Annotated in this window: 14 protein-coding genes; 5 read left to right on the top strand and 9 right to left on the bottom strand. The window is 57.8% G+C overall.

The annotated features are described in order from the left end of the window. Positions 1 to 14: 14 nt before the first annotated feature. On the top strand, positions 15 to 1535 hold the full coding sequence (locus ACPLPM_RS06685; protein ID WP_424359465.1) for a PAS domain-containing sensor histidine kinase: 1521 nt from the start codon (positions 15 to 17) through the stop codon (positions 1533 to 1535). A 197-nt stretch (positions 1536 to 1732) separates the two neighbouring features. Then, positions 1733 to 2926, top strand: a complete 1194-nt coding sequence (locus ACPLPM_RS06680) for a glutathione-independent formaldehyde dehydrogenase (RefSeq protein WP_424359464.1) — start codon at positions 1733 to 1735, stop codon at positions 2924 to 2926. Positions 2927 to 2980: 54 nt separating this feature from the next. Here ACPLPM_RS06680 and ACPLPM_RS06675 read toward each other — a convergent pair whose 3' ends face one another. From ACPLPM_RS06675 to ACPLPM_RS06665, 3 genes are read right to left on the bottom strand one after another with little or no spacing between them, the layout of a single operon-like run. Next, on the bottom strand, positions 2981 to 3607 hold the full coding sequence (locus ACPLPM_RS06675) for an orotate phosphoribosyltransferase-like protein (RefSeq protein WP_424359463.1): 627 nt from the start codon (positions 3605 to 3607) through the stop codon (positions 2981 to 2983). 1 nt (position 3608) lies between these two features. After that, the gene (locus tag ACPLPM_RS06670; protein WP_424359462.1) at positions 3609 to 4124 is read right to left on the bottom strand and encodes an NOB1 family endonuclease; all 516 of its coding nucleotides are present in this window, start codon (positions 4122 to 4124) and stop codon (positions 3609 to 3611) included. Between the two features lie 6 nt (positions 4125 to 4130). After that, positions 4131 to 4433, bottom strand: a complete 303-nt coding sequence (locus ACPLPM_RS06665; protein ID WP_424359461.1) for a hypothetical protein — start codon at positions 4431 to 4433, stop codon at positions 4131 to 4133. 253 nt (positions 4434 to 4686) lie between these two features. Here ACPLPM_RS06665 and ACPLPM_RS06660 point away from each other — a divergent pair, with 253 nt between their 5' ends. Beyond that, positions 4687 to 4965, top strand: a complete 279-nt coding sequence (locus ACPLPM_RS06660) for a hypothetical protein (RefSeq protein WP_424359460.1) — start codon at positions 4687 to 4689, stop codon at positions 4963 to 4965. Here the strand turns inward: ACPLPM_RS06660 and ACPLPM_RS06655 are convergent. Then, complete coding sequence (locus tag ACPLPM_RS06655) at positions 4962 to 5486, bottom strand: metallophosphoesterase (protein ID WP_424359459.1); 525 nt, start codon at positions 5484 to 5486, stop codon at positions 4962 to 4964. The two genes, ACPLPM_RS06660 and ACPLPM_RS06655, sit on opposite strands and share 4 nt — an antisense overlap. 121 nt (positions 5487 to 5607) lie before the next feature. Then, positions 5608 to 5829, bottom strand: a complete 222-nt coding sequence (locus ACPLPM_RS06650) for a hypothetical protein (protein WP_424359458.1) — start codon at positions 5827 to 5829, stop codon at positions 5608 to 5610. A gap of 143 nt (positions 5830 to 5972) precedes the next feature. Here ACPLPM_RS06650 and ACPLPM_RS06645 point away from each other — a divergent pair, with 143 nt between their 5' ends. Further along, positions 5973 to 8138 carry an ATP-dependent DNA helicase gene (locus ACPLPM_RS06645; RefSeq protein WP_424359457.1) on the top strand — a complete coding sequence of 722 codons (2166 nt, stop codon included), beginning with the start codon at positions 5973 to 5975 and terminating at the stop codon, positions 8136 to 8138. A 285-nt stretch (positions 8139 to 8423) separates the two neighbouring features. Then, positions 8424 to 9083, top strand: a complete 660-nt coding sequence (locus tag ACPLPM_RS06640) for a 30S ribosomal protein S3ae (RefSeq protein ID WP_424359456.1) — start codon at positions 8424 to 8426, stop codon at positions 9081 to 9083. A gap of 799 nt (positions 9084 to 9882) precedes the next feature. Here the strand turns inward: ACPLPM_RS06640 and ACPLPM_RS06635 are convergent. The 4 genes from ACPLPM_RS06635 to ACPLPM_RS06620 form a co-directional block, all read right to left on the bottom strand. After that, a complete protein-coding gene (locus tag ACPLPM_RS06635) occupies positions 9883 to 11319 on the bottom strand; it encodes a HEAT repeat domain-containing protein (RefSeq protein ID WP_424359455.1) in 1437 nt (478 codons plus the stop codon). A gap of 103 nt (positions 11320 to 11422) precedes the next feature. Then, a complete protein-coding gene (locus ACPLPM_RS06630; protein WP_424359454.1) occupies positions 11423 to 13855 on the bottom strand; it encodes an HD domain-containing phosphohydrolase in 2433 nt (810 codons plus the stop codon). Between the two features lie 19 nt (positions 13856 to 13874). Continuing rightward, the gene (locus tag ACPLPM_RS06625) at positions 13875 to 15062 is read right to left on the bottom strand and encodes a HEAT repeat domain-containing protein (RefSeq protein WP_424359453.1); all 1188 of its coding nucleotides are present in this window, start codon (positions 15060 to 15062) and stop codon (positions 13875 to 13877) included. Between the two features lie 223 nt (positions 15063 to 15285). Further along, entirely contained in the window at positions 15286 to 15474 is a 189-nt protein-coding gene (locus ACPLPM_RS06620) for a KGG domain-containing protein (protein WP_424359452.1), read from the bottom strand. Between the last annotated feature and the right edge of the window lie 105 nt (positions 15475 to 15579).

Genomic DNA, 15579 nt, shown 5'->3' with positions numbered 1-15579 from the left:
CATAAGGAGCCCTCGTGACGCGGAATCCACCTAAGTCTGGGCCGAAACATGCTCGCAAGCCTGCTGCGGAGCATAGTCTGGAAGAATCAGCGTTTGAGCACACGCAGATCATTCTGGCGAATATGCTCGAAAATTTCCCGGGCATCGTGTTCTGGAAAGATAGAAACTCGGTCTATCTCGGCTGTAATAGAAACTTTTCCACCATAGCGGGTTTTGCCGACCCTGCAGAAATTTCCGGCAAGTCCGACTATGATATGCCCTGGATAAAAGAGCAGGTAGATGAATACCACGCCGACGATCGACAGGTCATATCTAGCGGTAAACCCAGGTTAAACATCGTCGAGATGATACACTGCGCAGATGGTAAAAACAGGTGGTTTGCCACCAACAAAGTTCCCCTGCGCGATGCCGAGGGACGGGTGATCGGCGTGCTGGGCGCCGGAAATGACATTACCGAACAGAAGCGTGCGGAGGAAGCGCTGAAGTTCGAGCACGATCAGCTCCTGTCCATCTTCGACAGCATCGACGAACTAATCTACGTAGCTGACCCGTATACCTACGAGGTTCTGTTCGCGAACCGGTGGACCCGGGAAAGGTTTAAGAAAAGCATCATAGGGGGAAAATGCTTCCGGGAATTCCAGGACAGGGCATCGCCTTGCGATTTTTGCACCAACGCGATCATTCTCAGGGATAAGGGTAAGCCGTATTACTGGGAATACCACAATCCAGTGATAAATAAAGACTTCTGGATTGTAGACAGAATCATCAGATGGCCTGATGGCAGAGATGCCCGGTTCGAGATGGCCATAGATATTACGGAGCGCAAGCAAGCCATATCGGGGATCCAGGATGCAAAAGCCAAGGCGGAGCTCTACCTGGACTTGATGAGCCACGACATCACCAACATGAACCAGGCGCTGATGGGGTACCTGGAGTTGATAAAAGCCACGCAGAAGCAGGAGAGCGGCGAAAAAGAGCTGGCCGAGAGGTCGATCGAGATCATCAACAGGAGCTCCAGGATGATCAGCAACGTGAAGAAGCTCACTGAGATAGAAGCTCAAAACGTTCCCCTAAACAGGGTTAACCTATGCGAGTTACTGTCGGAGGTCGTCTCGGAGTACTCGGAGGTGCCGGACAGCAAAGTGACTTTTAATGCCCGCCTCTGCCCCTGTTGCCACGTGATCGCCGGGGATATGCTCAAGGATGTTTTCGAAAACCTGATCGATAATGCAATAAGGCACTCGGCCGGCCCCGTGGTAGTGGAGATCGCCGTCAGCCGGGTCGCGCTGGAAGGACAAGAGTATTACCAGATCGCCATATCAGACAATGGCCCGGGCATTCCTGACCCGCTGAAGAAAAAGATATTCATGTCTGCGCAGGAAATTCGACAAAAAGCCGAACGAAGAGGGTTCGGCCTCTACATCGTCCGCACACTGGTAAACTACTATCATGGCAAGGTATGGGTGGAAAACAGGGTACCTGACAGCCATACGAAAGGCAGTAAATTCATCGTGCTACTGCCCTGCAACCTGTAATGAACCGCGACTTTTAAATATTGGCCGGGCTGGCATGTGCCCAGTTGCATCTATGCAATTTTACAGGCAGGTGATTCACGGCTTGATGGACAGCACGATACCGATTTAAACTGCGCGCTGAGCCCGGAGGGCAGTAAACAAATTCTGCAAATGTTATAATGCTGATTTTTATGATCTTGGCATGGTGAGTTGAGATCATGGAAGCAGTTGTGTATACGGGCCCGGGAAGCGTTGCGGTAAAGGACATCCCCCGGCCCCAAATCGAACATCCGACAGACGTCATTTTACGGCTGACCAGCAGCGCCATCTGTGGCAGCGATCTGCACATGTACGACGGACATACAGATGCCCAGCCGGGCGTTGTGTTCGGCCACGAGCCAATGGGAGTGGTTGAGGAGGTCGGCGATGCGGTGAGGCTGGTGAAAGAGGGTGACAGAGTGGTAGTCCCCTTTAACATTGCCTGCGGTCAGTGCTTCAACTGCATTCGCGGCTTCACTAACGCCTGCCTGACGATGAATGCAAACAACCCGGGCGCAGCCTACGGGTACGCCCACATGGGCCCGTACAGAGGTGCCCAGGCAGAGTTTATCAGGGTTCCCCACGGCGACTGGGCCTGCCTGAAGCTGCCAGGCCGCCCGGGCGACAGCAACGAGGATAACTTCCTGATGCTGGCGGATATCTTCCCCACGGCGTACTATGCGACCGAACTTGCCCAGGTAGCCCCCGGTAAAACTCTGGCCATCTTCGGCGCAGGGCCTGTAGGGCTGCTGTGCGTCCACAGCGCGATCATGAGGGGTGCCCCGGTCGTCTACATCGTGGACAAGGACAAAAAGCGATTGGAGATGGCGATGTCGCTAGGTGCCGTACCGATCAACTTCCTCAAAGGAGACCCTGTGCTGCAGATACAGGAACACCTGAAGACCATGCAGCCGCTACACGAGGCGATGAGGTACGGCGAGGACAAGATGCTCCGAGGCGTGGACTGCGTGATCGACGCGGTGGGCTACCAGGCCTACGACAGGCAGAACCCGGACCAGTTCAAGCCCAACCAGGTGCTGATAGACATGGCGCGGGTGGCCAATTTTACAGCGACACTGGGGATCGTAGGCGTCTACACGATGAGCGATCCGCTGGGGAAGACGGAGGCTGAGAAGCACGGGATGATCATGATGCCCTGGGGCCTGATGTGGGAGAAAGGGCTGCAGATAGGCACCGGCCAGACTCCGGTAAAGCGCTTCCAGGGGTTCCTCCGGGACCAGATCATCGCGGGAAAAGCCAGCCCCGGCGCGATCGTTACAGACCACATAAAGATCGGCGATGCGCCCCAGGCCTACAAAGAGTTCGACCGGCGCGGGAGCGAGGTCGTCAAAGCGGTCATCCAGTTTTTCTAAGCCGCGGAAAAACAGTCCGATGCCGGTGCTGCGCCGACATCCTTTCTAAAAAGCTCAGTCGACTCTGCCGATGCGGATCAGGTGCTTGACAGGCACGCTGCTGATGGTATCCGCCCCGTGCTTGTCGATGATCACCGCGATGGCCACGGCTTCCCCGCCCTGGTCTTCGATGAGCTTGATGGTCTCTTCCATCGTGGAGCCAGTGGTGATCACGTCGTCGACGATGACGCACCGCTTCCCCTTGACGTCCGCGTAATTTTCGCTTACGGTCGCCTGGGTCTGGTGGTGTTTGCCCGCTTCTTCAGACCTGTGTTTGCCCGGGTGAATGACAGCCAGATCAACGCCATACTGGTAGGCCACCACGTTAGCGAGCGGCACCCCGCTCAGGGCGATGCCGACTACGACATCTACGTTGGTGTCCATCTCATTAAGGACCTCCTCGACCATGTCCGCCATGCAGGTGGCGATGAGCATGAGCCGGCTCGAACTCTTGCCTATGGTACTCCAGTCGATGAAGATGTCCTTGGGCGCCTGTGCTCCGGTAGTCTCCTTCTTGGCGCGGGTGAGCAGCCAGGTGGCCGTCTCCCGGGAGATGTTCAGCTCGTCGGCGATCTCGCCGGAGCGGAGACCTCGGTTCCTGAGCTCGATCGCTTTCTCGATAAGGTCGTTAACGTTCTTCATGTCACTTACTCCTCGTAGCGAATCGTTTTTTCTGCCTCAGGGGCGATCCGCACACTTCGCACGTACCGCCTTCCGGGCTTGCCTTCCCGCCTTCCCGGTAGGCTCTGCCACAGCCGATGCAGCGCATTTCCCAGACGATGCCATACTTGCTTTTTTTCTGCCGCAGCGCCCGGATGCGCAGGCCCGCCTTGCGGGCGATGTTCTGGACGGAATAGTCATCGGAGAGCAGCTCGACATCCTTTCCCGCAGTTTTTTCCTGCAGTGCCAGGGCAAGCAGGTCCCGATCTGTCGCAGACAGCCGCTGGTCATCACCCGTAGCCCCGGCCAGCTTAGCGATAGCCTGGACGTACTCGGCTTCCGGCGATATTACCCGAAGCCCCTCCAGCATATCGAGCCGCAGCTTCGACTGCTCATCTTTTACTTCGCCGTAAACCCCCGGCGTCGTCACGATCTCGCCGTCGCCCGGGATAGTGCCGTAAATGAAGGCGGACGTATCCAGCACATATGTGATGACCATCGCTACTTACTTTCCCCGTCCGCGATATAAATATATCGAAGCCTTGCCTGTTTCTTTCACGGGCATCGCGGGGCTGGCCCGGATGCCTTCGTCCAGCCTCCGGATACGCTGCTGCAGCTCGTCGAGCTGATCGGCCATCTCCTCGTGGACCCGGGCGAACCGGACTGCTATCCCCTTCTCATCAATCGCCGCGTATTCCCGAAGAGCCCGGCTGGCAAACTCTTCAGGCTTCATCCGGCCGCGCCTCCGCTCTACCCATGCGGAGACTTCGTCATCTAGCTCAATCACCAGCGTTCGCATTCTGACCATATCAATTTAAGCAGCCCTTTATTTATATGTTAGTATTTTATATTTTAATTTCTTTGGCTTATCGGGAAATAGATGGCCTCAATATTGTTAAACGACCCATTTTTAAACGAACAGGCAGCGGGTTAGAAGGCCGTTATTTAAATACGAGTGAGAGAGTCATCTGATTCCACTAAGCAGGCAAGGTCATCTGACCCTTCAAGATGAGGGGGTCAGCTACTTATAGCATAAGTTCGTTATAACGGTTTACCGGGGTATGGATATGGAATTGCCGATGAAGGCGCCTGAAAAGTACTACATCGTTTCTGTCGAGCAGTACCTGTCTCTGCTGAATGCCGAGAAGGTCAGGGACTGTTTTAGCGGTCTGCAACACCTGAGCGGCCGGGACTCGTTCAGGGACAAGATCATCGTCGTCAGAACGAACGTCGCAGAGCAGATCAGAAGCAGATATAACGTGACTAAAAGAGCGTTCTACGGTGCCAACAGAGGCATCGAGTTCACCTCGCAGACCACCCTGGACACCGGGGAAAACTAACCTTTTATAGATCTGGCAAAAGTCAGGTAGCCGCAGACGTCGCCCGACGAAACTTTTTCGATGCTGCCCGAGATTTTTCCGCCCTCAACAGTAAGCTCTACTACCGAAGGGTCTGACATGCGGGGATGCGTCGGGCTTCCGGGACACACGAGCAGCACGTCGCTCTGATCGATGAGCGGCCGGTGAATGTGACCGAAGATCAGCACGTCCACTTCCAGCTCCAGGGCAAGGTACCTCATGTTGGTCAGGTCAGAGGTGTGCTTGCCGCTGTGGACTACTCCGAAGCGTATTCCGTCTACTACAAACCGCTCGCTCTCCGGCAGCAGGTCCCGCAGTGCGGGGGTATCCGAGTTGCCGTGGACTGCGACGAGACGCTTGCTGCCGCTCTTCAGCGACTCGTAAGCTTCCAGCGTGTTGAAGTCCCCTGCGTGGACTACGATATCAGCCTTGCCTGCGAGCTCCAGCAGTTCCCGGGGCAGCGGACAGGACAGGTGCGTATCCGATAGGGCGAGTATTTTCATCAAGATAAGATTCACCTGCTACTCCAATAAGTTTACCATAACATAGACTGGATGGACGTTCAGATCACGGATAAGAAAAATATGTTAAGACCGGGCAATTCGCCCGGGGCCTTACCCGCGGTTAAGCCGGCGGTCCCTGCGGCTTCAAGTGCACAGCCATCTCGGGGCGCTCAGGGAGCTTTCCGGGAGGAAGTCCGCCCATGAGCATCTTTTCTCTCGGCGCCCCGCAGCCCTTGCACTTCGCCGGAGCACAGGAGCCGTGGTTGTGATAAGCGTGACATCTGCCGGGCGTACAGAGCACCTGGTGCTCCGTCCCACATACGGTACAAACCCATTTAGGCATGATTGTTCTGTTTATTACGAACAATTAAATAACTTTCGGGTTGAGAGAGCAGATACTCGAGAATAAAGAATACTTTCACTGCACCAGTCTCATGGTTAAATAGGTAATGCACCATACAAGCTGCTATAAGGATTTTACCAGCCATGGCAGCCGAATACCAGCAGTTCTTCCCGAAGCCGGCCTTTTACCCGAACCAGCGAGAGGCCATGGATCGGATTTACAACGCGCTTCTGACCGGCAAACTCGTGCTCTTCGAGGGCGCCTGCGGCACCGGCAAGACGCTTTCAGCGCTGGCTCCGGCGCTGGCCATAGGCAGAAAGCTGGGTAAGAAAGTGGTCATCGCCACCAACGTCCACCAGCAGATGGACCAGTTCATCGAAGAAGCCCGGGAGATCAGGGCAGCGTCGAACATCAAGGCGATTGTGGTAAAGGGTAAAGCCCACATGTGCCCGCTGGAAAAGGACTACGAAGAATGCTCGGTGCTGCGGGAGAATACTTACGAGCTGCTCGAGGTCGAGCGTGATCTGGCCGACCTGCGGCTGAGAGAGAAAGAGGCGATGGCCAAGATCAGGACTGACAGGAGCTATGCAGACGTTCGCGAAGGGCTGCTCGGCGAAATCCGCAAGGCTGAGGAGAAGCTGTCAGGCCTGAAGAAGCGGTCCTGCAGCTACCTGCGAGAAGTCCTGATGAACGAGAACGAGAACTTCAGAGAATGGCTATTCGCCGGCGTAAGGACGCCGGAAGAGATCGCCGTCAGGTCTATGGAAGACGGCCAGTGCGGCTACGAGATGCTCAAGCGGTGCATGAAAGACTCAGAGCTGATCATCTGTAACTACCACCACCTGCTCGACCCGGACATCGCCTCCCGCTTTTTAGGCTGGGCGGGCTGCGACCTCGAAACCGCCATCCTGATCTTCGACGAAGCCCACAACCTGGAACAGCAGGCCCGGTCCCACTCGTCGGTCACGCTCTCGGAGTATGCCATGGACAAGGCCATCGGAGAAGCCGCATCCATAAAAAGCCCCCGGAAAGACGATATCGAGTATTTCCTCTTCCTGTTGAAGAAGACCGTCCGCAGCACCTATGAGTCGAAGTTCGGCTTCGGCGAGGCAGAGCGCCTGGGCCATGCGTGGGTAGACATCACCATCAGGGACCCGCAGGGCGGAGAAGACCTGCTCCGGCAGAAGCTGCTGCAGGAGCTTAAAGTAAGGGGCATCGACTACCGCAAGCTGCTGGAAGAAGCCATCGACAAAGGGCTGGACCTCGACGACCGCTTCAGGAAGGAGTTCAAGGAAGGCAAATCGGAGGCACGGAAGACGTCGTCACTGCTGGCCGTATCGTCCTTTATGCTGACCTATTTCGACCGGTCCGACCAGACGGACTACTACCCCGTGCTCAACGTGCGCCGCTCCAGGGAAGGAGACATCAACGGACGCATCGAGATGTTCTGCTGCATACCCACAGACGTGACGAAGCCGCTGCTCAACGGAGCTTTCGGCGCAGTCCTCATGTCGGCCACTTTGAAACCGTTCGAGATGGTGAAGGCTACGCTGGGCATAGAAAGGCCGACTGAAGAGATCACCTTCGGCACCACCTACCCGCCGGAGCGCCGGCGCACGCTCTCCGTGGACATCGCCCCCCAGTTTGCCAAAAACCGGGATGAGCCCGGGACAGTCAACGCCATCGTCGGGCTGCTGAGGGATGTAGTAGAAAAATCGGAAGGCAACGTGCTCATCTTCTTCCCCAGCAGCGGGGAAGCCCGGAAGTACGCTGGCATGCTCAACCTTGACGTGCCGGTCTTCGTGGACGAGGCGGGCATCTCGGCCCAGGATACCAAGCTGGAATTCTTCCGCCACGGCGAGGACGGCAAAAAGGCAGTGCTGATCACCTATCTCTGGGGCACCCTGACCGAAGGCGTCGACTACAAGTTCGACCGGTGCCGCACCGTAGTCATCGTCGGCATCGGGTTCCCGAACCTGAACGACCGCACGAAGGCCATCCAGCGGGCGTACGACGAAAAGTTCGGCCCGGGCAAAGGCTGGGACTACGGCGTCCTCTACCCCACAATCAGGCGCATCAGACAGGCCTGCGGCAGAGTAGTACGGTCTCCGGCAGACTATGGCGTCCGAGTCCTCGCCGATGCCCGGTTTACCCACACCTCGGTCGTGAAGCTCAAACGGTATTCCATCCACATGCAGTTCCCCGACTACGAGCGCAAAGAGTTCATCGATGTGAAGCCCGAGAAGGTGAAGTACTCTATGATGAACTTCTTCGGGGATATAAGAACAGCAGATCGCTCGAAGCAGTAGCGCTGCCCCGGTAGTGGTAGACATGCATCGCCCGGCGGGCCCATTTTTTAGCCCCCGGATGGGATACAGATATATACACCTTCAGATATCTATTATTCCAGCGCGCCAATCAAAGCATCGTTTCGTTGTTTTTGATTAGTGTGAAACGTCCGGGTTAACCATCGGACGGTGCCAGCAATGGCACAGCTACGTCTCAATCGCCAGATTGGGGCGCAACGCGGTTGTGGCTTTACGGTCTTCGGGCCGCATCTGAAGTCACCCTTAACACTATACGAGGAGATAATTATGGCGAGAAAAGCAGGCAAGAAGGTTGACGCCTTCCGCGCAAAGAACTGGTACCAGGTCATCGCACCCGCAGAGTTCAACAGGGCCAACATCGGCGAGACTCTCGCAGACGAGCCCGGCAAGATGATCGGCAGGATCATGGAATCCACCCTCGGCGACGTCACCGGCGACTGGACCAAGCAGAACATCAAGATGATTTTCAGGATCGACGAGATCGGCGGCAACAGCGCTTACACGTCCTACCTCGGCCACGAGCTGACCAGGGACTACATGCGCTCCCTCGTGAAGAGGAGGACCTCCAAGATCGACGCCAACGTCGTCGTCACCACCAAGGACGGCTTCAAGGTCAGGGTCAAGCCCATCGTCTTAACCGTCAAGAGGGCCCGCACCAGCCAGATCGAGAGCATCCGCCAGATCATGCTCGACGTGGTCAACAAGCGCGGCGCAGAGCTCGGCTTCACCGACTTCGTCAACGAGGTCGTCACCGGCAAGGTAGCCTCCGAGATCTACAAGAACACCAAGAACATCTACCCGCTGCGCAGGGTCGAGATCGGCAAGTCCGAGCTCGTCTACAGGCCCGCCGTAGCCGCAGTCCAGGCCGCCCCGGCCTCGACCCCGGCCCCGGAGACCGCCACCCCCGCAGAGCAGCCAAAGGAATAAGCATAGTGTAGATGCAGCCCTTTGATGGGCTGCTCATTCTCTTTTCACAACAAGTTTATTATCGCAGTCGGAGTAACGATTCAGCCCCGACAGTGCCACTTAGGATTTGAACCACGGCGGCACAGCTCGTCATTCTGACAACTGGAAACCGGATGTTCTAACCACGGCGACACGGCGGCACGGGACAATGCGAGAAACGATAGCAGGATGGTTATTTAAACCACGGCGGCACAGCGACACAGAGACAACCCGTATCCGAAGGGCAAGGCTTCTTTTTTTATTGATCCACGGCGACACGGCGTGCTAACGGCACGGCGACAATCCGTCTATTGTTACTACACTGGAGAAACTATGAATCACTATAGAAAGTAGTTACCTATCAAGTGATCATAAGGATATATGGAAACACATGGCCAGTAAACGGTTATTGGTTAATGGGCTGTCTCTGTGTCGCCGTGGACTAAAACGGAGTACTCTGCTACGGCATCGCATTTGTCTCTGTGTCGCCGTGCCGCCGTGGTTCTATTTACCACCTGGTTGTAGTAGATCGTACTGTCTCCGTGCCGCTGTGCCGCCGTGGTTCAAACATCTGGTTTCCAGTTGCCAGAATAAAGGAGCCGTGCCGCCGTGGTTCTATTTACCACCTGGTTGTAGTAGATCGTACTGTCTCCGTGCCGCTGTGCCGCCGTGGTTCAAACATCTGGTTTCCAGTTGCCAGAATAAAGGAGCCGTGCCGCCGTGGTTTCCAGTCTTTGTGTTCTTTGTACCTTTGTGGTGAATAACCATAGCGACGGAGTATTCAAGTCCCGCGTTTTCTGAGCTGGATGAAGCTGAGGTTGACGTTCTTGTACTTCTGGAGAGCTTTGATGGCGGTGTCCCGGACGCCGGGGTCGTCGTCGCGGAGCATGGCCATGAGGGGCTTGACGGCGAGATCGCTGCCAATTTCCCCTAAAGCCCACGCGGAGTCTTTGCGGACGAACCAGTTGGTGTCACCCAGCGCCCGGATTAGGGGCTCGACAGCACGGTTATCTTTCAGCATGCCCAGCGCCCGGGCGGCGTCCTTGCGGACATAACCCCGGCTGTCGCCGAGCATGCGGATAAGAGGCTCGACGGCCTGTTTATCCCCAATGCGCCCCAGGGACTCTGCTGCGTTTTCTCTGACTACAGGCTCATCGTCCTGCAGCGCCTCGATGAGAGCCGGCACGGCCCGGCCGTCCTGGATTTTACCAAGCAGCTCGGCGGCGATCTCCCGCATGCCGGAATCTTCGTTTTTGAGCTGCGGAACCAGGTGCTCGGTCATGTGCTCCAGAGCGATTTTCGCGTTCTTCCGGACGTCCGGGTCTTCGTCCTTTAGTGCCGTGGAAAGCGCTTCGACTGCCTTGATGTCGCCGATTTCCCCAAGCGCCAGCACTGCGTCTTCCCGGACGAGCGTGTTAGAGTTGCTCATCGCGCTGATGAGCACATCTACGGCTCTGCGGTCCCGCAGTTTGCCCAGCGCAGCGGCTGCACTTTTACGCACCATCCACGACTCGCTCCGGAGTGCCTTGATGAGGTGCTCGGTAGCCCTCGTATCGCCGGCGATACCCAGCGCCTCAGCCGCCGCTGCCCGGACCGTCTGTTCCGGGTCAGTGCCGAGAACCCGGGTGAGAAGATCGATAGCTCTGCGATCTGTAGACCTGCCAAGCGCCAGTGCCGCATCTCTCCGGGCATAGGCATCCTGGCCGAGCACCATGGCGGCCAGCTCGTTGAAGGGCAGTATGGAAGCGATATCTACTGTACTGGCCGGCACCTTCGAGAGCTTTGGCGTGAGGGCTTCCGCAGGCAGGGCCGATTGTTTAAGCCGCTGCAAAGCTTGCGAAGCTGCCTCGCATACGGCCCCGTCAGCATCGGCCGTCGCAGCTTTCAATGCCAAGGTGGCCCGAAGATCGCCGATTCTCCCCAGGGCCCGGGCAGCTTCCCGGCGGACTCTCGCGTCGGGATCCCGAAGGCTGCCCAGAAGGGGTACTACAGCCCGGGGGTCGCCGAGGATTCCCAGCGCCTCGGCGGCGCTGCACCGGGTACCGTAGTGCTGGTGCCGCAGCGCTTCAATAGCGGGCTCCGTCGCCTGTGGTCCCAGCCGGATAAGCGACCGTACAGCGTCCCGGCGGATAAGAACATCGGCGTCGGACAACGCGTCGAAAAAGCGGCTAATGGTTTCAGGTTCGCTGGTACCAGAAGCTGAGGAATTATCTCCCACTGTAAACACCCTCGATATACCCTTGTACCAGTCTTTTAACCCGGCGATAAATAGATTTTGTTGCCTATTCGTAATTACCAGTAAAGAACCCACAGCGAGCCGGTTATAACCGGCCGGACTTGACGATCCCGGCGAAGACTTTGACCAGCTCAGGATCGAACTGAGTGCCAGAATTGCGGATGATCTCCTCCAGCGCGTAGTCGCCGCTGAGGCCTTTCCGGTAAGGCCGGTCAGCGATCATGGCATCGTAGGAGTCGGCGATGGCCATAATCCGGCATTCCAGAGGTATCCGGCTGCCGGAGAGGCCGGACGGGTAGCCGGTTCCGTCGTAGCGCTCGTGGTGATGCCGAATAAGGGGCGCTATCGGGTTCATGTGGAAGGACCTGCTGGCGATGTTGGCGCCGATCTCCACATGCGACCTCATGATCACCCACTCCTGCTCGTCCAGCTTCCCGGGCTTCATCACGATCTCGTCAGGCACGCCGATCTTCCCCAGGTCGTGCAGCCGGGCCAGCAGCTTCAGGTTAGCCTGGACATCCTCGCCGAGCCCCAGCGCGGAGGCCATGGCATCCACGATCACCGTCAGCACCCGGGTATGGCCGTGGTCCATATAGTCCCGCTCGGAAAGGGACAGGAGGATCATATCGATGGACTTCGACCGGGCGTAGTCGTCCCGTTTCATCTTGTGCTCGTACATCATCCGGTCTGCCCGCTTATAGGCGTCATACAGGCTCTCGCCGGGGTTGGTGGTTGCTATGCCGGCAGAGATACTTACAGGACAGCCCGGCTGGCTTTCGTTGTGGTGCCGGATTTCTTCCCGGAGTCGCTCCAGCTTCTGTCCTGCGGCCGCCTCGTCGCAGCCCGGCAGCAAAACGCAGAACTCGTCGCCACCGATCCGGCAGACAGCTCCGGATGCGGAGAATACACCCGAGAGCATGCGGCCCGCTATCTGGAGGTGCTGATCCCCGGCGGCGTGGCCCAGCGTGTCGTTGATAAGCTTGAGCCCGTCAACGTCTGCCGCTACGAAGCTGACCGGAAATGTGGTCACATCGCTTCCGAGGCGTCCCATCTCCCGCTCGAAGAACATCCGGTTGTGCAAGCCCGTCAGCCCGTCGCGATAGCTCATTTCCTGCAGCCGCTGCTCGCTCCGCTGCAGCTCTTCCAGCGCGATGTTACGCTCGTTGATGTACTTCCCCTGCTGGAGGTTCTGCACCGCCAGCCGGGTCACTTTATCGGCCACCATGCTGAAAGTCGCCACGATCTGGTTAAGCTGGTGCACGGTCATCCGGGGCATACCTGCAATCAGGTTCCTGGCCTCGCCCGGGGGAATACCCTGGTCCGCCAGGAGACCCTGGAGCTTTTCCCGGGCAGGCTCCCCGAGGCTCACCTGGCCGATGATCCAGAAGGCAGCCGGTTCCTCGTTGACCACCATAGGTATGGCTACTTCGACCATGCCAGTGCATGGGCAGGTACAGCGGGTCTGCTGACCTGTATCAGCCCGCCCTGCCAGATCGGCGATACACTTACTGCACCTCTGTGCAGGGCCGCTGCCCGCGCGGGCAAGGCTGGAACAGAGTAACGTTACGTTGCTGCTGCGGTTCAGCGGCGTCCCGTCAGAGGTTACGATTACTGCAGACACGCCCATGGCAGCAGCCATCGTGTCCTGCAGCATCTGGATTTCCGGGTCTGTGATCAGGTCTCTGAAATCGAGTGAGGAAAGGCCTGCAGCCGGGCTGGTCAACGCGGAGATGCGGCGCTGCAGCCGGCTCTCTGCATACCGGCTGTCGGTGATATCCTGCAGGAGGATAACGTAGGCGAAAACGGTTCCGGCATCGTCAGACCGGGGCGTGATGACTGCCAGCGAGAGAAGTTTCTGGCCGCTCCGGGTCACAGTTGTTAGCTCTGTGTTCGATCCCCCGGGGCGAGTGACACGTATCAGCTCCTTAAGCCTCGCGAAATCTTCCGGGCCTGCCAGCAGCCCGGAAATGTTACAGTTTTTGAGGGCCCCGCGCGAGTACTCGTATTTCTCGTGGCAGGCCCGGTTAGCGTATACGATCGTCGCGGCCCTGTCGATCATCAGCAGGCACTCGGAAAAGGTATCGGCAATATAAGACAGCTTGCTCACTTCATCCTGCAGCCTGGCGCCGAGGTTGCTGGTGCGGTTCCGGGATATCAGCTCCAGGATGGTGGCGACTGCCCCGCTACCAGGGTCCCGAAGCCCGGCTACCTGAACCAGTGCCCCTGAGAGCACATACTTGATGGCTTCAACAGGCATGTCGCTCTTTCCGGCACCGGACATCACCAGGACTGGCACCCTGGTGCCGGAGCTCTTTAAAAAGGCTATCGCATCTGACACAGATTTGTCGCTGCCCAGCAGTACTGCATCGAAAGGCGTGGTTGCGGCCAGAAGGCCCGCAGCCGCAACATCGGCAGCCTGCCCGTAGCCAAGCCCGGCCTGAGCTAAAGCCTCTCCGACGACGGCGACCTCCGCGCTGTCGCAAGTAATGAGTAGTACGTCGCCATTAGTCCCGGCCAAAGCTGTACCCCGCGTGATCTCAGCCTGTTTTCCGGCCGCCCTCGCCGGCCGGCAGCGGACTTTTCCCGGTGATCAGGGCGTCGGCAGCCCAGGCCGCTTCCTCGCGTACGCGCTGGCTGCTATCGCTCATGCCGGCCCTCAGTGCCTCTGCTGCCCGCTGATCTCCCAGCAAGCCCAGAGAGGCCGCAGCATGTGCTCTTACTTCGCTTCCCGGATCTCCGAGAGCCTGGATCAGAGGCTGCACCGCCCGGAGGTCGCCGATCTCGCCAAGGGCGGCAGCAGCCCGGCACCGGACCTGAGGGGACTCGTCTTTCAGCATCCTGAGGACTGCCGGAGTCGCTCGCATATCGCGAATTGCCCCCAGTGCACTGACACTCGCCTGCCTCACCCGCTCATCCGCGTCGCCCGTCAGAGCGACAAGAGGTTCTACTGCCTGTAAATCGCCGATCTCCCCCAGCCTGGCCGCGGCGATTACGCAGGCCGAAACATCGTCGCCCGCAAGCTGTTTTATCCAGTGCTGAACCTGTGCGGCCGGGATTTCCTGCCGGACAGCAGGTTTTGCTACCGGTACTGGAAGACTGATACGGCGTGCCGGCTCTGCCCCTGCGAGTTTTCTCAATGCCCCGGCTGCCGCGTGGCGGACGCTTTCATCCGCATCGGTCTCTGCCACTGCCAGTAACTCCTGGCAGCCGTCACAACCGATTTTCCCCAGCGCCCATATCGCTTCTCTGCGTACCCTCGGGTCAGGATCGCTAACCGCTCGCTTAACCGGCTCGATGGCCGCCGGGTCCTGGATTCTCCCCAGGGCGCAGGCCGCTTCCCGCCGGACGTACCACTCCTCGCCGGTGAGCACCTCGATCAAGGCCTGGACGGCCCGGGAATCGCTGATCCAGCCGAGAGACTCCGCCGCGTTCCGCTGCCGGTATCCCTGCCGGTCCTTGAGGGTGCCGATCAGCGCATCGATCGCAGGCTTGCCGATTTTCCCCAGCGCCATGGAAGCTTCTCTCCGTACGGCGATGCTGCGATCGTCCAGGGCAGCGATCAAAGCATCCACAGTACGGGGATCGCCGATCTCCCCCAGCCTCCAGGCAGCCTCCTTGCGTACCTGGGCATCCTGAGCCGATTTTAAAACAGACAGCAGGTGATCAACTTCTGAAACAGCCCGTACCTGCCCGTCGCTTCCCGGAACGCCAGCACCGTCACCCATGAGAAAAACCCTGACTACGAGGCAAATTTTTATCGACCGGGCGATAAATAGTTTTGGTTATTTTTACCTAATTATGATCGTGGAAGGGATTTCTGAGATAGAATAATTAAGCGGTAGAAATGGCGGCAGGGGTAACTGATCGTGAAAAACACTCTGCTCCGGGAGCCCTGAACTTTTCCGCAGGCGCAGCCTGACGGTAAATAAAACGGGTAGGGGCCGGGAATTATTTTTCCTCGGATTCCTTGCCCTTCTCGATGAGCTCTTTGACCCTCTGGCCGCCCTTGTGGCCTCCGGCTTCCCCGCCCTTGTGGCCGATCTCCTCGTAGAACTCGTGGCCGTGGGTTTCCGCAGTCTTCTCTCCGCCCTTATGACCTGCTTCGCGCACCGTCATTTCCTTCTTTTTCTCCACCATGATCACCGAAAATTGCATCACGCTCCGAAGTGATTAACCTGCCCCATATTATCGGCAGCCCGCGACCAGAGATTACTCCTGTACACCTGTTTAAGCCAGACAGAC

The sequence above is a fragment of the Methanocella sp. MCL-LM genome (assembly GCF_049676595.1).
In the GTDB taxonomy this organism is placed as follows: Archaea; Halobacteriota; Methanocellia; order Methanocellales; family Methanocellaceae; genus Methanocella_A.
The sequence above is the reverse complement of the archived record's forward strand: the minus strand, read 5'-3'. Positions and strand labels throughout refer to the sequence as shown.

What these genes read in the sequence shown, in the direction of transcription:
- ACPLPM_RS06665 (WP_424359461.1), bottom strand. Translation starts at nt 4,433, where the DNA reads ATGGTCAGAATGCGAACGCTGGTGATTGAGCTAGATGACGAAGTCTCC.
- ACPLPM_RS06680 (WP_424359464.1), top strand. Translation starts at nt 1,733, where the DNA reads ATGGAAGCAGTTGTGTATACGGGCCCGGGAAGCGTTGCGGTAAAGGAC.
- ACPLPM_RS06625 (WP_424359453.1), bottom strand. Translation starts at nt 15,062, where the DNA reads ATGGGTGACGGTGCTGGCGTTCCGGGAAGCGACGGGCAGGTACGGGCT.
- ACPLPM_RS06675 (WP_424359463.1), bottom strand. Translation starts at nt 3,607, where the DNA reads ATGAAGAACGTTAACGACCTTATCGAGAAAGCGATCGAGCTCAGGAAC.
- ACPLPM_RS06620 (WP_424359452.1), bottom strand. Translation starts at nt 15,474, where the DNA reads ATGGTGGAGAAAAAGAAGGAAATGACGGTGCGCGAAGCAGGTCATAAG.
- ACPLPM_RS06650 (WP_424359458.1), bottom strand. Translation starts at nt 5,829, where the DNA reads ATGCCTAAATGGGTTTGTACCGTATGTGGGACGGAGCACCAGGTGCTC.
- ACPLPM_RS06640 (WP_424359456.1), top strand. Translation starts at nt 8,424, where the DNA reads ATGGCGAGAAAAGCAGGCAAGAAGGTTGACGCCTTCCGCGCAAAGAAC.
- ACPLPM_RS06655 (WP_424359459.1), bottom strand. Translation starts at nt 5,486, where the DNA reads ATGAAAATACTCGCCCTATCGGATACGCACCTGTCCTGTCCGCTGCCC.
- ACPLPM_RS06660 (WP_424359460.1), top strand. Translation starts at nt 4,687, where the DNA reads ATGGATATGGAATTGCCGATGAAGGCGCCTGAAAAGTACTACATCGTT.
- ACPLPM_RS06670 (WP_424359462.1), bottom strand. Translation starts at nt 4,124, where the DNA reads ATGGTCATCACATATGTGCTGGATACGTCCGCCTTCATTTACGGCACT.
- ACPLPM_RS06645 (WP_424359457.1), top strand. Translation starts at nt 5,973, where the DNA reads ATGGCAGCCGAATACCAGCAGTTCTTCCCGAAGCCGGCCTTTTACCCG.